Source organism: Halobellus sp. MBLA0158 (genome assembly GCF_041477585.1).
GTDB classification, from domain to species: Archaea; Halobacteriota; Halobacteria; order Halobacteriales; family Haloferacaceae; genus Haloquadratum; species Haloquadratum rubicundus.
Map to the genome: position 1 here is coordinate 1548155 of NZ_JBGNYA010000001.1, position 19168 is coordinate 1567322.

Consider the following 19168-nt stretch of genomic DNA (forward strand, 5'->3'; position numbering starts at 1 on the left):
CCGCCGACGGTCTCACGCGCTCTGGCACTGACAGCCGCGGCCTTCGAGGAACTCCGCGATGGAGTACTGCTCGCCGCACTGCTGACACAGCACCTGCAGATCGAGGAGCACCTCGAAGTCGGCGGCCTCGATGCGACCGGTCTCGCGGAGCTTCTCGATCCGCTCTTCGGTCACAGAAAGCGTCCGCGTCATCAGCCGCTGGATGCTCTGGAGGTCCTTCTCGACTTTCTCCTCGTCGGTGAGGTGGTGATACTCCGCGCCGCGGTACTCCGTCAGGTACGAGCGGATCGCCTGATAGCTGACGAAATCCGATTCCAGTTTGTTGACGTCGATGCCGTTCTGTTCGAGGCGGTTGCGGGTGTCGGTCCGGACCCCGGTGCTGATGTCGTCGTCGGTGAGGTTCCGGTACGTCGAGTCGACGTCGCTTTCGAGGGCGCTCAGTCCGGCGTCGATGAGCGCCTGTTCCAGGATCCGCTTGTTGAAGTAGTCCGCGAGATCGCGGAGGCTCGTCCGCTCGACGCCGTCGCCGGTCCAGCGCACTTCCAGTTCGTCCCCGAGTCCTTCGAGGTCGTACTCGTCGATCAGCCGTGCGACCTTGCTCGATGGTCGGTCGTCGGTCGTGTCTGCCATTGGATGCTGTGTTCGGCCGGGAAAGATAGTCGGTTCGGTTCGTCTCGATCAGATCGAGGTGACGCGGGTGAAGTCGTCGTCGAGCGCCTGGGCGTCTTCGGGCAGGAGCGCGACCACGAGGTAGTCCGCGTAGTCCGCGAAGTACTCCACCAGAGCGGCGATCCGATCGGAGTCGATCGCCTCCAGGGAGTCCAAGAGCATGAACGGCACCGTCTCGTGGAGGTCGTGGACGAGATAGCCCGCGAGCGCGAAGATCAGGCCCGTGACCTCGCGTTCGCTTTCCGAGAGGTGGTCGATCGTGTCCTCGTAGGCCGCGCCGTTTTCGGTCGTCCGGACGATGTGGAGCTCGAAGCGGGTCTGGGCGCCGCTCGCGTCGCCCTCCTCGATGCGTTCGATCCAGATCCGCTCGATGTTCTCGTACCCCAGCAGATCGAGGATCGACTCCATGTGTTCGTTGAAGGACTCGACCGCTTCGGCCTCGATCTGGTCGATCTTCGTCCGCTGGTCTGTGAGTTCGTCGACCAGTTCCGAGCGCTGCTCGCGGAGGTCGTCCGCGCGCTCGACGTCGGCCTCGATCGACTCGATCTCGTCTGTGACCTCGTCGAGGTCCGATTCGAGGCTGTCGATCTCGAACTCCAGCTGATTGGCCTCCTTGTGGAGCGAGAGGATCTCGTCGAAGTCGGCGGATTCGAGGTTCTCGACCTCGGATTCGAGAGCCTCGACTTCGTCGGTCAGCGACTCGCGCTGGTCTTTCAGCGCGTCGATCTGGTCGCTCCGGCGATCCAGTTCGTCGTCGATGTCGTCGATCTTGCGCTCGATCTCGGTGCGGCGACGCTGCTTTTTGGTCGCCTCCCGCTGTTCTTCTTTCCGGGCTTCGAGGTCGCTTTTGACCTCGTTGAGCTGTTCGACCTTTTCGCTCCGAAGGTCCTTCAGCCGGTCGATCGTGGACTCGATCTGGCCGCGCTCGACCGACGAGCCGCAGGTCCAACAGACGACGGTCTCCGCGTCCTCGCCGACGAGCTGGTCGGTGACGGAGCCGCTCTCGGCGGCGGCGCCGCCGTCCTGGAGGAGTTCGTAGTCCTCGGCTTCGAGCCGCTCCTCGTTGTACTGGATCAGACTGCGGAGCTCGTTGATCTCGGCGTTGAGGTCCTGGCGCTTCGAGCGGAGCCGGTCGATCTCGGCTTCGAGGTCGCGGTGGTCGCCCATCGGCGTCTCCGGGAGCTCGTCGAGGTCGTCTTCGAGCTCGCTCCGTTCGCGCTTCAGCGAGGAGATGCTCTCCTCTTGGCGCTCGATCTTCCGGCGGACGGATTCGAGCTCCGAGCGGGTCTCGCGGAGCTCCTGGAGCTTGTCTTCGAGTTCGGCCTGTTCCTTGCGGCCCTGTTCGACGTCGCGGCTGCTGTCGTCGATGTCCTCTTCGAGGTCGGCCAGTTCCTCGCGCTTGTCTTCGATCTTCTCCCGGAGGGTGTTGCGTCGGCGTTCCAGCTCTGGAAGCTCGCGCTTTTCCGATTCGATGCGGGCGAGTTCGTCGTTGATATCGCCCTTTTCGTCTTCGAGGCGGCGGATCTCCGAGCGGATGGCCTCGACGTCGACGGGGCGCATGATGACGTCCCGGAGTTGCTCGTCGCGAGCGGCGGCCTGGCGGGCGTCGTTCGTTTCGAGGAGGAACGCGAAGAGATCGGCGACCTCGGGGTCGTCGAGGTAGGCTTCCCCCTCGAACTGGACGCCGTCGCCGACGCGCTTGAGGGTTCGCTCGTAGGTCGTATCGCCGAGCGTGAGTTCGATGCGGCCCCGGTCGGCGTCGCCTTTCAGGGCGACGCGCTCGCTGCCCATCGCACCCATAATCGAGCGGAGGAAGGAGGTCCGATTCGTCGCGTTCTTGCCGGTCAGAACCGTCACGCCGGGCGGAATGTCGACTTCAGTTCGATCGATCCCCCCGACGTTCTCGACGGAGAAGTGAGCGGAGTCAGCCAATTGTTCCGAAGTAGCCATATTTCGTGTAACTACGCTCGTGTATAAATGCTTTGTGCAACAACTCGACACTGAGTACCCGTTCACGGCGACGCCCGTTCGAGATCATCGAACCGTCGGGCGGTTTCGACCCATCTCTCGTCGGCGACGCGGCGGGAATCCCTGTCGCGCGCGCCGACCGGGTCCGCGCCGCGGAACGGGGGCCACTACCTCGGGTCGAAGGCCGATTCGTCGGGAGCGAGAGGAACCGGGGACAGAATCGGGAGTTCCCGGCCCAGAGACAGAAGATAACAGTCGTACTTCCGTTACGCGTGTAGGACGCGCACGTGGCTCAAGAGTACCGCGCGCAGTTCCCGTCTCGCAGCGAACTGATCCCGTCGAGGGGGGTCCCACCGAATCCGACGACCTCTCCGAGGAAACCAACGTATCATTCGAATAAACCGAACGACATTCAGTAGATACAGAATCGGAGAGAGGGTCCGGAATGCGCCGATTTTGGCCGTTCGAAACGGTTACTACACATATGATAAACGTTCGAAATGACGGATCTACGGCGTTTGCGACCGCCTCCCGTCCGTTCGCTACGAGATCGAAATCTGTTCGAGATAACCGCAGTACTTAGGTCGATGGAGTGCAAGCGTCCGCACAGGAATGACCGACGACGCTCCCCCGCTGAAGACCATCCGTCGGGCCTTCGAGATAATGGACGTGCTCAAACAGCAGAAGCAGGTCGGCGTCGCGGAGCTGGCGCGCCAACTGGACCTCCCGAAGAGCACGGTCCACGACTACCTCCGGACGCTGCGGACGATGGGCTACGTCGTCAACGACGACGGGACCTATCGGCTCGGGTTTCAGGTGCTCGAACTCGGCGGCCAGGTGAAGTACCGCAATCGGCTGTTTCACGTCGCGAAGCCGGAACTCGAACGCCTGGTCGAAGAGACCGGCGAGCAGGCCAGCGTCAACGTCGAAGAGCGCGGCGAGTTCGTGATCCTCCACACGGAGTTCGGCGCCGACTCGCTCCGGCTCGGGATCTATCCGGGGCTTCGGACGCCGATTCACACCCACGCGGGCGGCAAGGTGATCCTCGCGCACCTCGACGACGAGCGGATCCAGGAGATCATCGACACGCAGGGGCTCGAAGCGCGCACCGAGTACACGATCACCGACCCCGACGAACTCGCCGCGGAACTCGAAGCGATCCGACAGGAGGGCTACTGCGCCGACCGGAACGAACAGGTGGTCGGGATGGGCGCCGTCGCCGCGCCGGTCACGATCGACGGCCGCGCCATCGGGTCGCTCGGCATCGTCTGTCCGAGCGACCGCCTGCTCGAAGACGACTACCGGGAGAGGCTCGCCGCCGAGGTACAGAAGTCGGCGAACATCGTCTCGGTCAACTACCAGTACGCTCCCTGAACGCCGTTCGAGAGTCTCGGACGCTGTCGTGCGGCGTCGTGGCGCCACGTTCCCCCAGACAGAATATTTAAGATAGTTAATTACAATCCGCCAATAACGATGGCTGATCCACGCGAACTAGAGAAATACTACTACCACGAACGGGATTTCGAGACGATCGAGGAGATCGAAGAGTGGTTCGAGTGGCAGGTCCCAGAGCAGTTCAACATCGCCGAGTACGTCTGCGACCGGTGGGCCGACGCCCGGAAGAACCGCGTCGCGCTGTATCACCGCTCGTCGGACGGCGAGGAGACGGCCTACACGTTCCGACAGGTCCAGCGGTGTGCGAACCGCTTTGCGAACTACCTCGTCGAGCAGGGGATCGGACCGGGCGACTGCGTCGCGATCAACGGGACCCAGCGCCTGGAGTCGCTCGCGGGTCACCTCGCGGTGTTCAAGATCGGCGCCGTCTCGGTGCCGCTCACGGTCCTCCTCGGGACCGACGGCGTCCGCTACCGACTCGACGACTGTGGCGCCGACGCCTTCCTCGTCGACGAGGGCGCCGTCGACGCCGTCCGCGAGATCCGCGACGACGTCGACTCCCTGGACCTGATCGTCACCAACGACGACTTCGACCGGGAGGACGAAGTGAACTTCTGGGACGCGATCGAGGGGCAGTCCGCGGACTTCGAGACGGCGGCGACCGACGCCGAGGACCGGGCGTTCATCATCTACACCAGCGGGACGACCGGCAAGCCGAAGGGCGTGATCCACGCCCACCGGCACCTGCTCGGCGAGCTCCCGCAGTTCCTCAGCCTCCAGGGCGGCAGGACCGACGACGACCAGGTGCTGCGGACCGTCTCCGAGTGGTCCTGGATTATGTCGCTCCCCGGCGTCGTGCTGCCGGCGCTGTTCTACGGCGTCCCGGTCGTCGGGTACTCGGGCCAGAGCTTCGAGCCCGATGTCGAGTTCGAGCTCATCGAGGAGTTCGGCGTCACCCACCTGAACCTCCCGCCGACGGCCGTCCGGATGATGATGCAGGTCGAAGACCCGGCCGGCCGCTACGACCTCGGGAGCGTCCAGTCGTTCACGACCGGCGGCGAGTCCGCCGACGAGAACATCATCGAGTGGGTGACAGAGACCTTCGAGAACGCCTCGTTCCTCGAGGGATACGGCACCACCGAGATCGGCGGGCTCATCTCCGACGACCCGGCGGTCGGCCTCGATCACCGGATCGGTTACTTCGGGGTCCCCTCCGTGGGTCACGACGTCGCCGTCTTCGACCCCGAGACCCGCGAGCGCATCGAGGAGCCCGGCGAGATCGGCGAACTGGCCGTCCGGTACGAGGGCGATCCGATGCTGTTCGTCGAGTACCTCGATCTCCCCCGGAAGACGGAGCAGACGGTCCAGGACGGGTGGCTCTTCTCCGATGACCTCGTCTCCTTCGACGAGGACGGTTACTTCAGGTTCCACTCGCGCGCGGACGACCTCATCATCAGCTCGGGGTACCGCATCGCGCCCAAGGAGATCGAGGAGGCGATGCTCACCCACGCGGCGGTCCGGAACGTCGGCGTCGCCGGCGTCTCCCACGAGACCCGCGGTGAGATCCCGAAGGCGTTCGTCGTGCTCGACGACGGCTACGAGGCGAGCCAGGACCTCGTCGAGGAGCTCCAGGAGTACGTGAAGGACCGCTTGGCGAAGTACGAGTACCCCCGCGAGGTCGAGTTCGTCGAGGACCTCCCGATGACGACCACCGGGAAGATCAAGCGGCAGTCCCTCCCGGACGAGTAGCGCGTCGGCTCCTCTCCTCCGTCTTCGGAAAGCAGTAGAAAGATATATGTAATGCCGAACTATCACTAACTTCTATGTCATCTGGTAACACCAGTGGGATTGACTCGACAGACCGACGTAATTTCTTGAAACTGACCGGCGCCAGCGTCGTTGCCGGCTCGCTCGCCGGGTGTATGGGCGGCGGTAACGGCGGCGGCAACGGAGACGGCGGCGGTGACGGTGGCGGCGGCGACGGAACCACCGGTGGCGACGGCGCCACCACCGGCAGCAGCGGCGGCGAGGGCGACATCGTCGTCGGCGGCCTCCAGCCGTACACGGGGCCGTACGCCCAGACCACCCAGGAGTTCGTCGACGGCTTCAACTTCCGACGCGAGGAGATCAACGCCGACGGCGGCGTGCTCGGCCGCAATCTGGCCTTCGAGGACCGGGACACGCAGCTGGATCCCGCGGAGGCGAGCACCCTCGCGACCGAGCTCATCGAGGCCGAAGACGCCGTCGCGCTGACCGGGTCGATCTCCAGCGACATCGGGCTGACCGTCGCGCCGATCGCAGAGCAGAATCAGGTGCCGCACGTCCCGCAGTTCGTCGGGAGCTCGGAGTTCCTCTCGCGGGACTCCCGCTACAACTTCCGGATGGGCCTGGCACCTGCCCCGACGAACGCCCGCGCGGTGAGCCAGTTCATCGAGGACCAGGGCTTCCAGAACGTCGGCGCCATCATCGCCGACTACTCCTACGGCCGCGCCTGGGAGCAGAGCATCAACGCGATCTTCCCCGACGACATCAACGTGCATATGGAGGTCGCGCCGTTCGGCGAGAGCTCCTTCACGACCTACCTCCGCGCGATGCCGGACGACCTGGACCTGCTCATCACGGCGAGCCACCCGCCGGGCGTGTTCACGATCTACAATCAGCTCCAGGGGCTCTCGAACGTCAATCCCGACTACGTCATCGGTCGCAGCGACGCGAAGCTCTCGGCCAACGCGCTCGGCGACTCGGTCACCCAGGGCTTCCTCGCGCAGACCCAGCCCGACCCGTTCTCCGACCAGTACGCCGAGGTCGCCCAGCGCTTCTACGACCAGACGGGCGGTTGGTTCGGCGTCCTGAACGCCGTCGGCTACGTCGTCGCCGACCTCATCGCGGCCGCGATCGAGGACGCCGGCGAGGCCAACCCCGTCGCCGTCGCCGACTCCATCCGGAACATCGAACTCGACACGCTGTTTGCCTCGCCGCTGCAGTACACCGAGTGGGGCGAACTCCAGAACCTCGTCCAGCTGATGGTCGGCTTCGAGTCCGGCGCGCCGGAGTACTACCCCGACGGCAGCGTCAATCTGACCGAGCAGTTCCGCTCCGAGCCGCTGCCGGCCTACGATCCGTCGAGCGACATCCTCTCGTAGAAACGTAACAGAACCGCTCCGCTATCCGCGGAGATACCCTTCTTTGATCGCGTCAGAGTGGAGCAGTTCCTCGCCGGTCCCCTCGGTCTGGATCCGGCCGTTCTCCAGGAGGTACCCGCGGTCGGCGAGGCCCAGCGCGCGGTCGACGTGCTGTTCGATCAGCACGACCGTCACGTCGTCGGAGATCTCCTCGATCGTCTCGAAGACCTGTTCGGCCAACTGCGGCGCGAGCGCGTTCGAGGGCTCGTCGAACGCCAGCACCTTCGGTTCGGCCATCAGCCCGCGGCCGATCGCGAGCATCTGCTGCTCGCCGCCGCTGAGCGTCCGCGCCTTCTGGTCGCGCCGCTCTTCGAGGACGGGGAACATCTCGAACACCATATCGCGGTTCTCCTCGAAGGCCTCACGCTTGGTGAACGAGCCCATCCGGAGGTTCTTCTCGACCGAGAGGTCGCCGAACAGATTGCGCTCCTCGGAGACCTGGACGAAGCCGCGCTCGACGATGTCGTCGGAGGGTGCCTCGGTGACGTCCTGACCGAGCACCTCGACGCGGCCGTTCGTCGGCGTCAGGATGCCCGAGAGCGTCTTGAGGAGGGTCGTCTTCCCCGCGCCGTTCGGCCCGACGATCGAGACGACCGAGTCGTCCTCGCGGACCTCAAGGGAGACGTCCCAGAGGACCTGGAGTTCGCCGTAGTGGACGTCCAGGCCATCGACGTCGATGAGGCTCACGAGTCCACCTCCCCCAGGTACGCCTGGGTGACTTCCTCGTTCGAGCGGATCTCTTCGGGAGTCCCGTCGGCGATCTTCTCGCCCTGATTGAGGACGATGATCCGGTCTGTGACGCTCATGATCGCCTCCATGATGTGTTCGATCCAGAACACGGAGACCCCGCGCTCGTCGCGGGCGCGTTCGAGCGTCTTGGTGATCTCGTCGATCTCCGCGGGCGTCAGCCCCGCGCCGATCTCGTCGACGAGGATCAGCCTCGGCTCGGCGGCCAGTCCCTTCGCGAGTTCGAGCTGCTTCCGGTCGGCGATGGTCAGCGAGCCGGCCTCTTCGTCCGCGCGGCCGTCGAGGCCAACGAAGGCGAGCGCCTCGCGGGCGCGTTCTTCGGCCTCGTCCATCGGCACCGACTCGTCGTTGCCGAAGACCGCGCCCATCAGGACGTTGTCGAGGACGCTCGATTCGTTGAACGTCCGGACGGCCTGGAAGGTCCGGGCGACGCCGAGCTGGGCCACCTGGTTCGGCGTCTTGCCGACCAGTTCCTCGCCGTCGAAGGTGATCGAGCCCTCGTTGGGCGGGTGGACCCCGGTGATCGTGTTGAACAGGGTCGTCTTGCCCGCCCCGTTCGGCCCGATCAGGCCCACGATCTCCTCGTCGCCGATGTCGAAATCGACGCCGTCGACGGCGACTAGCCCGCCGAATCGCTTGGTTACGTTGGTGGCGGTTAGCACAGGTCCGGCTTTCCCACGATTCTACATAAATAATTCGATGGAGTAGGTGCCGAAGCCGCCGTTGCGATATCCATAATATTTATACACACAGTACAACGATGGCCCAGTATGCTTGCCAGAGGCATAGAACTGCTTATCGACGGACTGGCGAGGGGAATGATCCTCTCACTCTTCGGGCTGGGGATCACGCTCGTCTTCGGGTTGGGGGGCATCCTCAACCTCCTGATCGGCGTCTTCGCCGTGGTCGCCGTGATCGCCTGTTCCCTCATCCTGGGAACGGTCCCCGAGCTGCTCGTCGCCGGGCTCGGCGGCGTCGCCGCCGTCGCGTTGTTCGCGTTCGTGTTGGATCGATCGGTCATCTCCCTGGTCTACAGGGAAGAGGGCGAAGACCGGGTGCTGCTCGGCATCTTCGTCACGCTCGGCCTGTCGCTGCTGTTCGAGGGACTGCTCTTCGTGTTCTTCGCGGAGAGCTACTTCCTCGAAAGCAGCGTGTCCTCGGTGTCGCTCGCCGGGGTGAGCATCACGGGGTCGTCGCTCGCGGTCATCGCTGCGGCCGGCGTCCTGTTCGGGCTCATCTACTACTTCTTCAACCACACGTACCTGGGGATCGCGACCCGGACCGTCATCCAGGACGAGACCGGGGCGATCCTCTGTGGGATCCGTCCCCGCCGCGTCCAGTCGATCGTGTTCGTCCTGAGCGCGGCCATCGCCGGGGCGGGCGGCGTCCTCTACGCGCTTGACGCCGAGGTGACGCCCGCGAGTTCCTTCGAGCTCACGACCTTCGCGATTATGGTCTCGATCGTCGGTGGCGTCGACAGCATCCGCGGCACGGTCGCGGCCGGGGTCGTCCTCGGTATCGTGATCACCGTCGCGGGCGCGCTGTTCGGCTCGTACCTCGCCACCGTGACGCTGTTCGCCGCTGCAATCGCCGTACTGATCTACAAACCGGAGCAGATATCATGAACGTGAACGTCACCCGCGACCGGCTCCCGACCGTCATCGTGTTCGCAGTGCTGCTCGCCATTCCGCTCGTGTTCTTCGACCCCTCGACGACCTACATCTCGCGGCGGTTCATCCGCGTGATGATCTTCGCCATCCTCGCGATGGCGCTGAACATCATCTTCGGCGAGACCGACCAGCTGATCCTCTTTATGGGCGGGATCGCCGCCGTCGGCGCGTACACGACCGCGCTGACCGCGGACGCGCTCGGGATCTCCCCGTGGCTCACGCTCTTCCTGGGGGCGCTCTTCGCTGGCGTCTTCGGCGCGCTGGTGTGCTACGTGGCCGCCCGCCGGCAGTTCACGGTGATCGTGCTGGCGATCGTGACCTTCGCCTCTCAGATGATCATCTCCGAGCTCCTGGTCGGCCTGCGGGACATCACCCGCGGCAGCACCGGCTTCCCGTTCAGCGGGCTCCAGCTCCCGGCCATCGAGCAGGCGACGGGGCTCGGCTCCTACGCGATCCAGTTCTACGTGCTGGTCGCGATCTTCGCCGGCGTGCTCGGGCTGTACACGTGGCTGCGGCGCTCGAAGTACGGGCTGGCGTTCGCCGCGATCCGGCAGGACGAGTTCGCCGCCCGCGCGACCGGCGTCGACGTGATCAAGCTGAAGGTGTTCGCCGGGTTCATCGCCACCTTCGTCATCGGGCTCGTCGGGCCGTTCTACGGCCAGACGACCGGGATCATCATCCCGTCGCTGTACAGCTTCAACTCCATCGACGTGCTCGTGCTGATCGTGCTCGTCCTCGGCGGGCTGCGCTCGCGATACGGGCCGCTCGTCGGCGCCGCGGTGATCATCTACATTGACAACATCCTGGGGAACTTCGGCCAGTGGCGGACCGTCGCGTTCGGCCTCCTACTGACGATCCTGTTCCTCTACTTCCGGGACGGCATCGTCCCCTCGGCGACGGAACTGCTCGCCGAGCGGACCCCCCTGGGATCGGTCCTCGACCGCGGGAAGGCCGAATAGCGCTCCGACCCGACTGATTTTCGCCGCCGATCGAATCGTGTAGCGTCGCATCGCGTAGCCTCGCCTCGCCCCGCATTGTCTCGCCTTCGGCGACGCTCGCTCCGCGCGATGCTGGCACCGACACATTAAATATGAACGATCCGAAGTTTCAACTGATGGACGCAGAAATCGAGAGCCTCGCAGTCCTCGGAGCCGGCAGTATGGGTCACGGTATCGCGGAAGTGGCCGCCATCGCCGGCTACGATGTCGTGATGCGCGACATCGAGGAGGACCTCGTCGAGGAGGGGTACGACAACATCGAGTGGAGCCTCGGCAAGCTCGCCGAGAAGGACCAGATCGACCAGGAGCCCGAAGAGGTGCTCGCGCGGATCTCGACCACCGTCGACCTCGAAGCGGCCGTCGAGGACGTCGACCTCGTGATCGAGGCCGCGCCCGAGGACCTGGAGATCAAGCGCGACGTCTTCGCCGACGTGGACGCCGCCGCGGGCCCGGAGACGATTATGGCGACGAACACCTCCAGCCTCCGAGTGAGCGACATCGCCGAGGCGACGGACCGACCGGAGTACGTCTGCGGGATGCACTTCTTCAATCCGCCGGTGAAGATGGACCTCGTCGAGGTCGTCTCCGGCGAGAAGACCAAAGCAGAGGTCGTCGACGCCGGCATCGAGTTCGTCGAGTCGCTTGACAAGACGCCGATCCGCGTGCGCAAGGACGTCCCGCAGTTCGTCGTCAACAACGTCCTGACGCCGTTCATGGGCGAGGCCGGCTACATGCTGGACGAGGGCGACGTCGAGATCCAGGACGTCGACGCCGCGATGGTGTTCCAGCGCGGCTACCCGATGGGCCCCTTCGAGCTCAACGACTTCGGCGGACTGGACATCTTCTACCACAGCCGCGAGCAGTGGGACGATCCGGTCCCCGAGTCGATCGAGTCCCGCGTCGAGAACGACGACCTCGGTCGGAAGACGGGCAAGGGCTTCTACGACTACGAGGACGGCGAGGGTGTCAACTACGAGCCGACCGACGGCGAGGGGATCGACACCCTCCGCATCGAGTCGGTGATGATAAACGAGGCCGCGAAGCTGATCGGCGACGACGTCGCCGACCCCGAAGACATCGACATCGGGATGCGCCTCGGCGGCGGCCTCCCCGAGGGGACCTGCCGGACGGGCGACAAGCTCGGCCTCGACCGCGTGCTGGAGAAACTGGAGGACCTCCACGAGCGCACCGGCGACGAGCGCTACGAGCCCGCAGACTACCTCGTCGAACTGGTCGAGAACGGCCACACCGGCGAGAAGGGAGGCAAGGGCTTCTACGACTACCGCGACGGCGGCCCGTACCACTACATCACCCACGAGCTGAAGGACTCCGGCGAGCTCCACGTCCTCTTCGACCGCGAGGAGCGCCTCAACGCCTTCTCGACGGATATGTTCGACGAGGTCAAGCGGGTCCTCGAAACCGTCGACGACGAGGAGGTCTCGTGTGTCGTCTTCGAGGGCGCGGGCGACCGCGCCTTCTCGGCCGGCGCCGACATCACCGGCTTCACGACCGCCGAACCGACCGACCTCGCGTCGGTCGACCAGACCGTCGAGACGATCTACGAGTACCCGCGGCCGACGATCGCGAAGATCGACGGCTTCTGTCTCGGCGCGGGGCTGGAGATCACGCTCGCGTGTGACCTCCGCTACGCGACCGAGGGCTCGCGGCTCGGCAGCCCCGAGATCGACCTCGGCCTGATCCCCGGCGGCGGCGGCACCCAGCGGCTGGTCCGCCTCGTCGGCGAGCCCAGAACGAAGGAGCTGATCTACCGCGGCAAGCAGCTCTCGGCCGAAGAGGCCGAAGACTGGGGCATCCTCAACGGCGCCGTCCCCGAAGACGAGTTCGAGGAGACGATCGACGACGTCGTCTCGGACCTCACGAACGGCCCGCAGAAGGCCCTGGAGGTCGCGAAGCAGGTGATCCAGGAGGGCCAGAACGCCAGCCTCGACACCGGCCTCTCGCTCGAAGCGCAGGGCTTCGGCCTGCTGGCGACGACCGACGACATGCTCGAAGGCGTCGCGGCGTTCAACCAAGACCGGGAACCCGACTTCGGGGGTGACTGAATGACGCGCAACGTCGGTATCGTCGGCGGCGGCCACACCAAGTGGGGCGTCCGCGAGGCCAGCTACAAGGACCTGATCCAGGAGGCCGGCAAGGCCGCCTTCGACGACACCCCCGGAGTAGAGCCCGGAGACGTCGAGGGGCTCTTCGTCGGCTCGGTCCAGCCCGAGCGGTTCGCGTTCCAGACCCACGTCGCGCCGATGGTCGCCGAGTTGGTCGGCGTCGACGTCGACAGTATGATCGCGCGGACCGAACTCGCCTGCGCGAGCGGGCAGGCCGCGCTCCGCTACGCGTGGCTCGCCATCGCGGCCGGCCAACTCGACACGGCGCTCGTCTTGGGCGTCGAGAAGATGAACCTCCCGCGGGAGTACTCCGCGGAGGCCCAGACGAGTATGGCGAACGTGATGGACCGGGAGTTCGACGGCGTCAACGGCTTCAACGCGCCGCCGTACTTCGCGATGATCGCCCAGCGGCACATGCACGAGTACGGCACCACGCGCGAGCAGCTCGCGCAGGTCGCCGCGAAGAATAAGACCCACGCCGCCTCCAACGCGTTCGCGCAGTTCCAAAAGGAGGTCTCCGTCGAGGACGTCTACGACTCCTTCGAGCTGTCGCCGCCGCTGTGCCTGTACGACTGCAGCGGCGTCACCGACGGCGCCGCGGCGCTGGTCCTGATGAGCGAGGAGAAAGCGCGCGAGGTCACAGACGAGGCCGCCTGGATCACCGGCAGCGGTCAGGCGTGCTTCGCGAGCAACTCCATCAACAATCTCCCCTCGTTTTCGGCGTGGCCGCAGGCGACCACCGCGGCCGAGCAGGCCTACGACCAGGCCGGCATCGACGACCCCGTCGACGAACTCGACGTCGCGGAGGTCCACGACTGCTTCTCGATCAGCGAGATCGTCGAGTACGAGGCCCTCGGCTGGGCCGAGGAGGGCGAGGGCGGCAAATTCATCGAGGAGGGCCGAAGCGAACTCGACGGCGACATCGCCGTCAACCCCCGCGGCGGGCTCCTCGGCTGTGGCCACCCGCTCGGCGCGACCGGCGTCTCCCAGGCGCTGGAGGTGTACAATCAGTTCCGCGGCACCGTCGAATCGGAGCGGCAGGTGCCCGACCCCGAAAACGGCCTGATCCACAACCTCAGCGGGAGCGCCTCGGTGCATAGCGTGATGACTCTCTCGCGGGAGCGACCGTAACAATGACCGAAAACGACATCGACACCGACGCGGACAACGATACCGGCGCGGACGCCGGCGCGGCCGTCACCGACGGCGGCCGCGACGTCGTCGAACTGCCCGACCAGATCGAACTGCCCCGGCTCTTGGACTTCTACGAGCTCCAGACCGAGGACACAACGAAGATCGCGGAGTTCTACGACAACCTCCGCGAGGGCCAGCTGACGACGACCGAGTGCCAGGACTGCGGCGAGATCCACTTCCCGCCGCGGATCGTCTGTCCCGAGTGCCAAAGCGAGGACCTGGAGTACGTCGACCTCCCTCACGAGGGCGAGCTGTTCGCGTTCTCGACGGTCCGGGCCGGCGCGCCGATGGGGATGGAAGACGAGGTCCCGTTCGTGATCGGCATCGTCGACCTCGGTCCGGTGCAGCTCTCGGCCCACGTCGCCGACGCGGAGTACGACGACCTCTCGATCGGCGATCCCGTGGAGATGAAGGTCGTCGAGATCGACGGCCCGGTCGACCACGAACGGGTTTTTTACCGGTTCACGCCCAAGGAATCGTGATATGAAGGACTACGAACTCACCATCACGAAGTTCCTCCAGCGGGCGGTCGACCTCTTCGACCACAAGGAGATCGTCTCCAAGCTCCCGGACGGCTCGCTCCACCACTACACCTACGGCGACGCCTACGAGCGGATCTGCCAGCTCGCGCACGCGCTCGACGACTACGGCCTGGAGATGGGCGATCGGGTGTCGGTGATGGCGGTGAACCACTACCGCCACTACGAGCTGTACTTCGGCCCCTCCTGCAGCGGCCGGAGCATCCACACGACGAACCACCGGCTGCCGGAACACCACCTCACGGAGATCATCAACGAGGCCGAAGACCGCCTGCTGTTCGTCGATCCCGCGTTCGTCGAGACCGTCGAGGCCGTCGCCGACGACCTCGAAACGGTCGAGCAGTACGTCGTCCTCGACGACGAGGTGCCCGAGACGTCCCTGGAGTCAGTGGTCGACTACGAGTCGTTCATCGCGGGCTACGACACCGAGTACGACTGGCCCGAACTCGACGAGGACCGCGAGTTCGCGCTGTGTTACACCTCCGGGACCACGGGACTGCCGAAGGGCGTCCAGTACCGCCACCGGCGGATGTTCCTCCATACCCTCGTCCACGGCCACGTCGACGTGTTCGGCGTGAGCGAAAACGACACCGTGATGCCGGTCGTCCCGATGTTCCACGTCAACGGCTGGGGCTTTCCCTACTCGGGCACGTTCTACGGCTCGAAGCTCGTCCTCCCGGGCCAGCACACGAGCCCCGAGGCCGTCGCCGACCTGATCGACGCCGAGGACGTGACCGTCGCGGCCGCGGTCCCGACCGTCTGGATCGATATGGACGGCTACCTCGAATCCAGCGAGGGCGAGCCGCTCGCCTCGCTCGACCGCGTCCTGACGGGCGGGAGCGCGCCGCCGGCCTCGCTGATGCAGAAGTTCGAGGAGGTCTACGAGGCGCCGATCTACCAGGGCTACGGGATGACGGAGGCGTCGCCCCACCTGGCGAACACCTTCGAGACGACCGAGATGCAGGACCTCCCCGAAGACGAGCGCTACGAACTCAAGCGGAAGGCCGGGATCCCCGCGCCGGGCGCGCGCATCCGCCTGCGGACGCAGGACGGCGAGCCGGTGCCCCACGACGGCGAGACGCCGGGCGAGATCCACGCCCGCTCGCCGTGGCTCACCGACGGCTACTTCGAGCGGCCGGAGGCCAACGAGCGGTCCTTCGAGGACGGGTGGTTCAAGACGGGCGACATCGGCACCATCGACGAGTACGGCTACCTCGACATCGTCGACCGCATCGACGACGCGATCAAGAGCGGCGGCGAGTGGATCTCCTCCGTCGAGTTGGAGAATTCGCTGATCGACGCCGAGGGCGTCGCCGAGGCGGCCGTGATCAGCGTCCCCCACGAGAAGTGGCAGGAGCGGCCGGTCGCGTACGTCGTCGCGGAGGACCCCTCGATCGACGAGGCGTACCTGCGCGAGCACCTCCTGGAGACGTTCCCCAAGTGGTGGCTGCCCGACGAGTTCCGGTTCATCGACGAGATCCCCAAGACGACGACACAGAAGTTCAACAAGAAGGACCTCCGCGAGCAGTTCCTCGACGAGGAGGGCGAGCTCCCGCTGGACGAGTAACGGACACTGACAGACCTTTCGGACGAGACATACCACGGCCAACAACTATGGAATCAGACATACTCACCGACACGGTGATCCCCGACGAGGCAGCGGAACTGAAAGCGCACGCGCGGTCGTTCGCCCAGGAGGAGATGGCGCCGGTCGCCGGCGACTACTTCGACTCGGCCGAGTACCCGGTCGACGTCGTCGAGGCGGCCCACGACGCCGACCTCGTCGCCCAGGAGATCGACGCCGAGTACGGCGGCCCCGGCCGGTCGCTCGCCGAGATCGTCGCGACCGTCGAGGAGTTCTTCCGCGCGGACGCGGGCCTCGGCCTCGGCATCGTCAGCCAGAGCTTCGGGACCGAGATCCTCCAGGAGTTCGGCAGCGAGAGACAGAAGGAGGAGTACCTCCGCGCGGTCGCCGAGGGCGAAAAGCGGACGGGGATGGCGATCACCGAACCCGACACCGGAAGCGACCTCGCGGGGATGGAGACGAGCGCCCGCCTCGACGGCGACGAGTGGGTCCTCAACGGCGAGAAGTACTGGATCGGCAACGGCGTCTCGGGCGACTACATCACCGTCTACGCCAGGACCGAAGACACCGACGACCGCCACGCCAACCACTCGCTCATCCTCGTCCCGACCGACGCGCCCGGCTACGAGGCCGAGCCCATCCCGGAGAAGATGGCCTACCGGGCCTCCGAGCAGGCGCACATCGTCCTCGACGACTGCCGCGTGCCGAGGGAGAACCTCGTGGGCGAGCGCGGCGAGGGCTTCCGGATGGTCGCAGAGTTCTTCAATTCCGGGCGGGTCCGCGTCGCCGCCCACGGCATCGGCCTCGCGGCGGCCGCCATCGAGGAGGCCTGGGAGTTCGTCCACGAGCGCGAGGAGTTCGGCCGGCACGTCTCGGACTTCCAGTCCGTCCAGCACGACCTCGCGGAGATGCGGATGGAGTTCGAGAGCGCTCGCGCCCTGCTGTGGCAGGCCGTCGACCACGTGACGGCCGGCGAGGACGCCGAGCGCTGGGCCGCGATGGCGAAGGCGAACGCGACCGAAGTCGCCGCCGAGTGCGCCGAGACGGCGATGAAACTCCACGGCGGCCGCGCGCTCCTGCACGACGAGCGGATCACCCGGGTCTACCGCGACGTTCGGATGCCGATGACCTACGAGGGGGTCGGCGCGGTCCAGCGGGACCTCATCTACCGGAACTTCTGACCCGGCGGCACCGCTTCGGCTTCTCTCCCCAAACTATCAGACCAGTAGGTATTATTCCGATGTGAACAATCGGGGCGCTGCTCGTTCGAGCCACCGTTGTGACTCAGCCCGGAGCGTCGATAAAATGCGATCGCGAGGGCGGGGCGATCTCAGTAGTTGGCGCGGCCGGTCGACGCGATCGGCGGCGGGGTGTGGGGGCCGTACGGCGCGTCGTCGAGGTACTCGCCGGCGGGCTCGAAGTAGTCGGCGAGCGACGCGGCGGCCTCCTTGCGGAGCACCGTGACAGGGCTGTCGCCCTGGAGGTAATCGAGCGCCTGGCCAGCGGCGTCGATGTTGTACTCGGCGGCGGTCTGTCGGCGCGCCGCGTAGAGTTCGACCTCGTCGCGGGCGACGGCCTCGTTTGAGTCGAGCGCGACGGCGATGGCCGAAGCGGCCTCGTCGGCGTCGGCGACACAGGAGTTCATCCCGCGGGCGCCGAACGGCGCCAGCAGGTGGGCGGCCTCGCCGGCGAGCAGGACGCGGCGGTGCTCGTCGACGAAGGAGTCCGCCTGGACCTGGAGGAACTTGTACGTCGAGGTCCACTTGATGTTGTCGACGTACTCCTCGCCCATAATGTCGCGGACGAACTCCCGCATCTGCTCGTCGCTGGCGATCTCGTCGGGGTCGTCGTCGCCGAGACACTGGATGTCGAGCCGCCAGCCGCCCGTGAAGGGCACGAGCATCACGTTGCGGCCGTCGGCGTTGGGCGAGTCGTAGTGGAACAGCCGCTCGAACGGGATCGGCTCCTCGTCGATGGAGTTGCCGTCGAGGGTCTCGACGTCGACGATGATGAAGGAGTTCTCCGATTGGGAGCCCTCGAACTCGGCGCCGATTTCCTTTCGCACCTGGGACCCGCCGCCGTCGGCGCCGATGAGGTACGGCGTCTCCCACTCCTGGCCGTCGGCGGTCTCGACGTGGACCCCGTCGGGCGTCGATTCGACGGACTCGACGCCGGCGTCCCAGTGGATGTCGATTCCGGCCTCGTCGAGCGCCTCGTGCATGTACTTCTCGGTGGTGACCTGCGGGAGGCTCGAGAAGTGGGGGATCTCGCCGTCGCCGCCGGGGTTGTCGTAGGTGCGGCGGAAGACCGTCTTGCCGCGCCACTTGGTGTGGCGGGTCGGCCAGACGAGCCCCTCCTCAACGAGGTCCGTGCCGAGGCCCGGGTGGACCCGTTCGAGCGTCCGGAGCGTCGACCCGTGGACGTAGATCGCCCGGCTCCCGGCGCGGTCCCGGTCTTCGGAGTCCGCTTCGACGATCGTCGCGGGCACGCCCCGCGCGTGGAGCGCGAGCGCCGCGGTCATCCCGGTCGGCCCGGCACCGGCAATCAACACTGGGTTCTCGGAGTCAGTTTCACTCATCGTCTCTATCCGACTCTTACGCGAGACTCCACATAATTATTGTGGTCGAACGGGGAGAAGACGGCCGTATACGGCCGTTCAGCGGGATTCAGCTACCGCTGTTCGATCGGGGCGATGCGACTCTCGGCCGGCGTCGGTGGCAGCGGTTACGCGTCCAGTCCGAGCTGCTTTGCGACCCAGTGGTCGCGGGCGGCGAACACCAGTTCCTCCTCGTCGTCGAAGCCGGTGGTCTCCGCGACGAACTCGTCCCACTCGCCGTCGGGCACCAGTTCGAGCTCGGCCGCGGACGACGCCGCCGACGGGCTGGCGGCGACCATCTCGTCGAAGGTCTCGAAGTCGGTGTGTTCCGCCATGAACTCCGCGTCGAACAGCTCCTCCAGCGGAATCTCCTCGTCCTCGGCGACGATGTCGCGCGGGTCTGGCAGGTCCTCAGCCTCCTCGGCTGCCGCTTTGAGGTCGTCCGGTTGCGCCATACTCGGATCTTTGGACTACCCTATGTAAACTTTTCCGGTCCGCCCGT

At 66.0% G+C, this 19168-nt stretch carries 16 protein-coding genes; 10 read left to right on the plus strand and 6 right to left on the minus strand.

The features are described from left to right. Positions 1 to 12 precede the first annotated feature (12 nt). Both rdfA and OS889_RS08025 read right to left on the minus strand, forming a co-directional pair. On the minus strand, positions 13 to 630 hold the full coding sequence (rdfA, locus tag OS889_RS08020; protein WP_372388834.1) for a rod-determining factor RdfA: 618 nt from the start codon (positions 628 to 630) through the stop codon (positions 13 to 15). Between the two features lie 48 nt (positions 631 to 678). Further along, a complete protein-coding gene (locus OS889_RS08025) occupies positions 679 to 2619 on the minus strand; it encodes an archaea-specific SMC-related protein (RefSeq protein WP_372388836.1) in 1941 nt (646 codons plus the stop codon). A gap of 630 nt (positions 2620 to 3249) precedes the next feature. Here OS889_RS08025 and OS889_RS08030 point away from each other — a divergent pair. The 3 genes from OS889_RS08030 to OS889_RS08040 all read left to right on the plus strand — a co-directional run bounded on the left by OS889_RS08030 (position 3250) and on the right by OS889_RS08040 (position 7175). After that, entirely contained in the window at positions 3250 to 4011 is a 762-nt protein-coding gene (locus OS889_RS08030) for an IclR family transcriptional regulator (protein ID WP_372388838.1), read from the plus strand. Between the two features lie 99 nt (positions 4012 to 4110). After that, a complete protein-coding gene (locus OS889_RS08035; protein ID WP_372388840.1) occupies positions 4111 to 5781 on the plus strand; it encodes an acetate--CoA ligase in 1671 nt (556 codons plus the stop codon). A 74-nt stretch (positions 5782 to 5855) separates the two neighbouring features. Continuing rightward, entirely contained in the window at positions 5856 to 7175 is a 1320-nt protein-coding gene (locus tag OS889_RS08040) for an ABC transporter substrate-binding protein (RefSeq protein ID WP_372388842.1), read from the plus strand. Between the two features lie 21 nt (positions 7176 to 7196). Here OS889_RS08040 and OS889_RS08045 read toward each other — a convergent pair whose 3' ends face one another. Together OS889_RS08045 and OS889_RS08050 are read right to left on the minus strand one after the other, a co-directional pair. After that, positions 7197 to 7901: an ABC transporter ATP-binding protein gene (locus OS889_RS08045; protein ID WP_372388843.1), complete on the minus strand. Its 705-nt coding sequence runs from the start codon at positions 7899 to 7901 to the stop codon at positions 7197 to 7199. Next, on the minus strand, positions 7898 to 8623 hold the full coding sequence (locus tag OS889_RS08050) for an ABC transporter ATP-binding protein (protein ID WP_372388845.1): 726 nt from the start codon (positions 8621 to 8623) through the stop codon (positions 7898 to 7900). Before OS889_RS08050 ends, OS889_RS08045 begins: the two co-directional genes overlap by 4 nt. Positions 8624 to 8731: 108 nt before the next feature. On the opposite strand from OS889_RS08050, the gene OS889_RS08055 reads away from it, so the two are divergent. The 7 genes from OS889_RS08055 (at position 8732) to OS889_RS08085 (ending at position 17251) form a co-directional block, all read left to right on the plus strand. Continuing rightward, complete coding sequence (locus tag OS889_RS08055; protein WP_372388846.1) at positions 8732 to 9586, plus strand: branched-chain amino acid ABC transporter permease; 855 nt, start codon at positions 8732 to 8734, stop codon at positions 9584 to 9586. Then, positions 9583 to 10590, plus strand: a complete 1008-nt coding sequence (locus OS889_RS08060) for a branched-chain amino acid ABC transporter permease (protein ID WP_372388848.1) — start codon at positions 9583 to 9585, stop codon at positions 10588 to 10590. Before OS889_RS08055 ends, OS889_RS08060 begins: the two co-directional genes overlap by 4 nt. A 155-nt stretch (positions 10591 to 10745) precedes the next feature. Beyond that, positions 10746 to 12692: a 3-hydroxyacyl-CoA dehydrogenase/enoyl-CoA hydratase family protein gene (locus tag OS889_RS08065; RefSeq protein ID WP_372388849.1), complete on the plus strand. Its 1947-nt coding sequence runs from the start codon at positions 10746 to 10748 to the stop codon at positions 12690 to 12692. Next, positions 12693 to 13883 carry a thiolase C-terminal domain-containing protein gene (locus OS889_RS08070; protein ID WP_372388850.1) on the plus strand — a complete coding sequence of 397 codons (1191 nt, stop codon included), beginning with the start codon at positions 12693 to 12695 and terminating at the stop codon, positions 13881 to 13883. A gap of 2 nt (positions 13884 to 13885) precedes the next feature. Beyond that, positions 13886 to 14428: a Zn-ribbon domain-containing OB-fold protein gene (locus tag OS889_RS08075; RefSeq protein ID WP_372388851.1), complete on the plus strand. Its 543-nt coding sequence runs from the start codon at positions 13886 to 13888 to the stop codon at positions 14426 to 14428. Position 14429: 1 nt separating this feature from the next. Continuing rightward, positions 14430 to 16052 carry a long-chain fatty acid--CoA ligase gene (locus OS889_RS08080; RefSeq protein ID WP_372388853.1) on the plus strand — a complete coding sequence of 541 codons (1623 nt, stop codon included), beginning with the start codon at positions 14430 to 14432 and terminating at the stop codon, positions 16050 to 16052. Between the two features lie 47 nt (positions 16053 to 16099). Next, entirely contained in the window at positions 16100 to 17251 is a 1152-nt protein-coding gene (locus tag OS889_RS08085) for an acyl-CoA dehydrogenase family protein (protein WP_372388855.1), read from the plus strand. 149 nt (positions 17252 to 17400) lie between these two features. On the opposite strand, the gene OS889_RS08090 is transcribed toward OS889_RS08085, so the two are convergent. After that, complete coding sequence (locus OS889_RS08090) at positions 17401 to 18648, minus strand: FAD-dependent monooxygenase (RefSeq protein ID WP_372388858.1); 1248 nt, start codon at positions 18646 to 18648, stop codon at positions 17401 to 17403. Between the two features lie 146 nt (positions 18649 to 18794). Further along, positions 18795 to 19121, minus strand: coding sequence for a hypothetical protein (locus OS889_RS08095; protein WP_372388861.1), 327 nt, complete (start codon positions 19119 to 19121; stop codon positions 18795 to 18797). Between the last annotated feature and the right edge of the window lie 47 nt (positions 19122 to 19168).

Bases quoted from the DNA above. Each gene is read 5' to 3' on its own strand.
- OS889_RS08075 (WP_372388851.1), top strand. From the start codon at position 13,886: ATGACCGAAAACGACATCGACACCGACGCGGACAACGATACCGGCGCG.
- OS889_RS08035 (WP_372388840.1), top strand. From the start codon at position 4,111: ATGGCTGATCCACGCGAACTAGAGAAATACTACTACCACGAACGGGAT.
- OS889_RS08060 (WP_372388848.1), top strand. From the start codon at position 9,583: ATGAACGTGAACGTCACCCGCGACCGGCTCCCGACCGTCATCGTGTTC.
- OS889_RS08085 (WP_372388855.1), top strand. From the start codon at position 16,100: ATGGAATCAGACATACTCACCGACACGGTGATCCCCGACGAGGCAGCG.
- OS889_RS08030 (WP_372388838.1), top strand. From the start codon at position 3,250: ATGACCGACGACGCTCCCCCGCTGAAGACCATCCGTCGGGCCTTCGAG.
- rdfA (WP_372388834.1), bottom strand. From the start codon at position 630: ATGGCAGACACGACCGACGACCGACCATCGAGCAAGGTCGCACGGCTG.
- OS889_RS08025 (WP_372388836.1), bottom strand. From the start codon at position 2,619: ATGGCTACTTCGGAACAATTGGCTGACTCCGCTCACTTCTCCGTCGAG.
- OS889_RS08065 (WP_372388849.1), top strand. From the start codon at position 10,746: ATGGACGCAGAAATCGAGAGCCTCGCAGTCCTCGGAGCCGGCAGTATG.
- OS889_RS08040 (WP_372388842.1), top strand. From the start codon at position 5,856: ATGTCATCTGGTAACACCAGTGGGATTGACTCGACAGACCGACGTAAT.
- OS889_RS08080 (WP_372388853.1), top strand. From the start codon at position 14,430: ATGAAGGACTACGAACTCACCATCACGAAGTTCCTCCAGCGGGCGGTC.
- OS889_RS08095 (WP_372388861.1), bottom strand. From the start codon at position 19,121: ATGGCGCAACCGGACGACCTCAAAGCGGCAGCCGAGGAGGCTGAGGAC.
- OS889_RS08055 (WP_372388846.1), top strand. From the start codon at position 8,732: ATGCTTGCCAGAGGCATAGAACTGCTTATCGACGGACTGGCGAGGGGA.
- OS889_RS08070 (WP_372388850.1), top strand. From the start codon at position 12,693: ATGACGCGCAACGTCGGTATCGTCGGCGGCGGCCACACCAAGTGGGGC.
- OS889_RS08090 (WP_372388858.1), bottom strand. From the start codon at position 18,648: ATGAGTGAAACTGACTCCGAGAACCCAGTGTTGATTGCCGGTGCCGGG.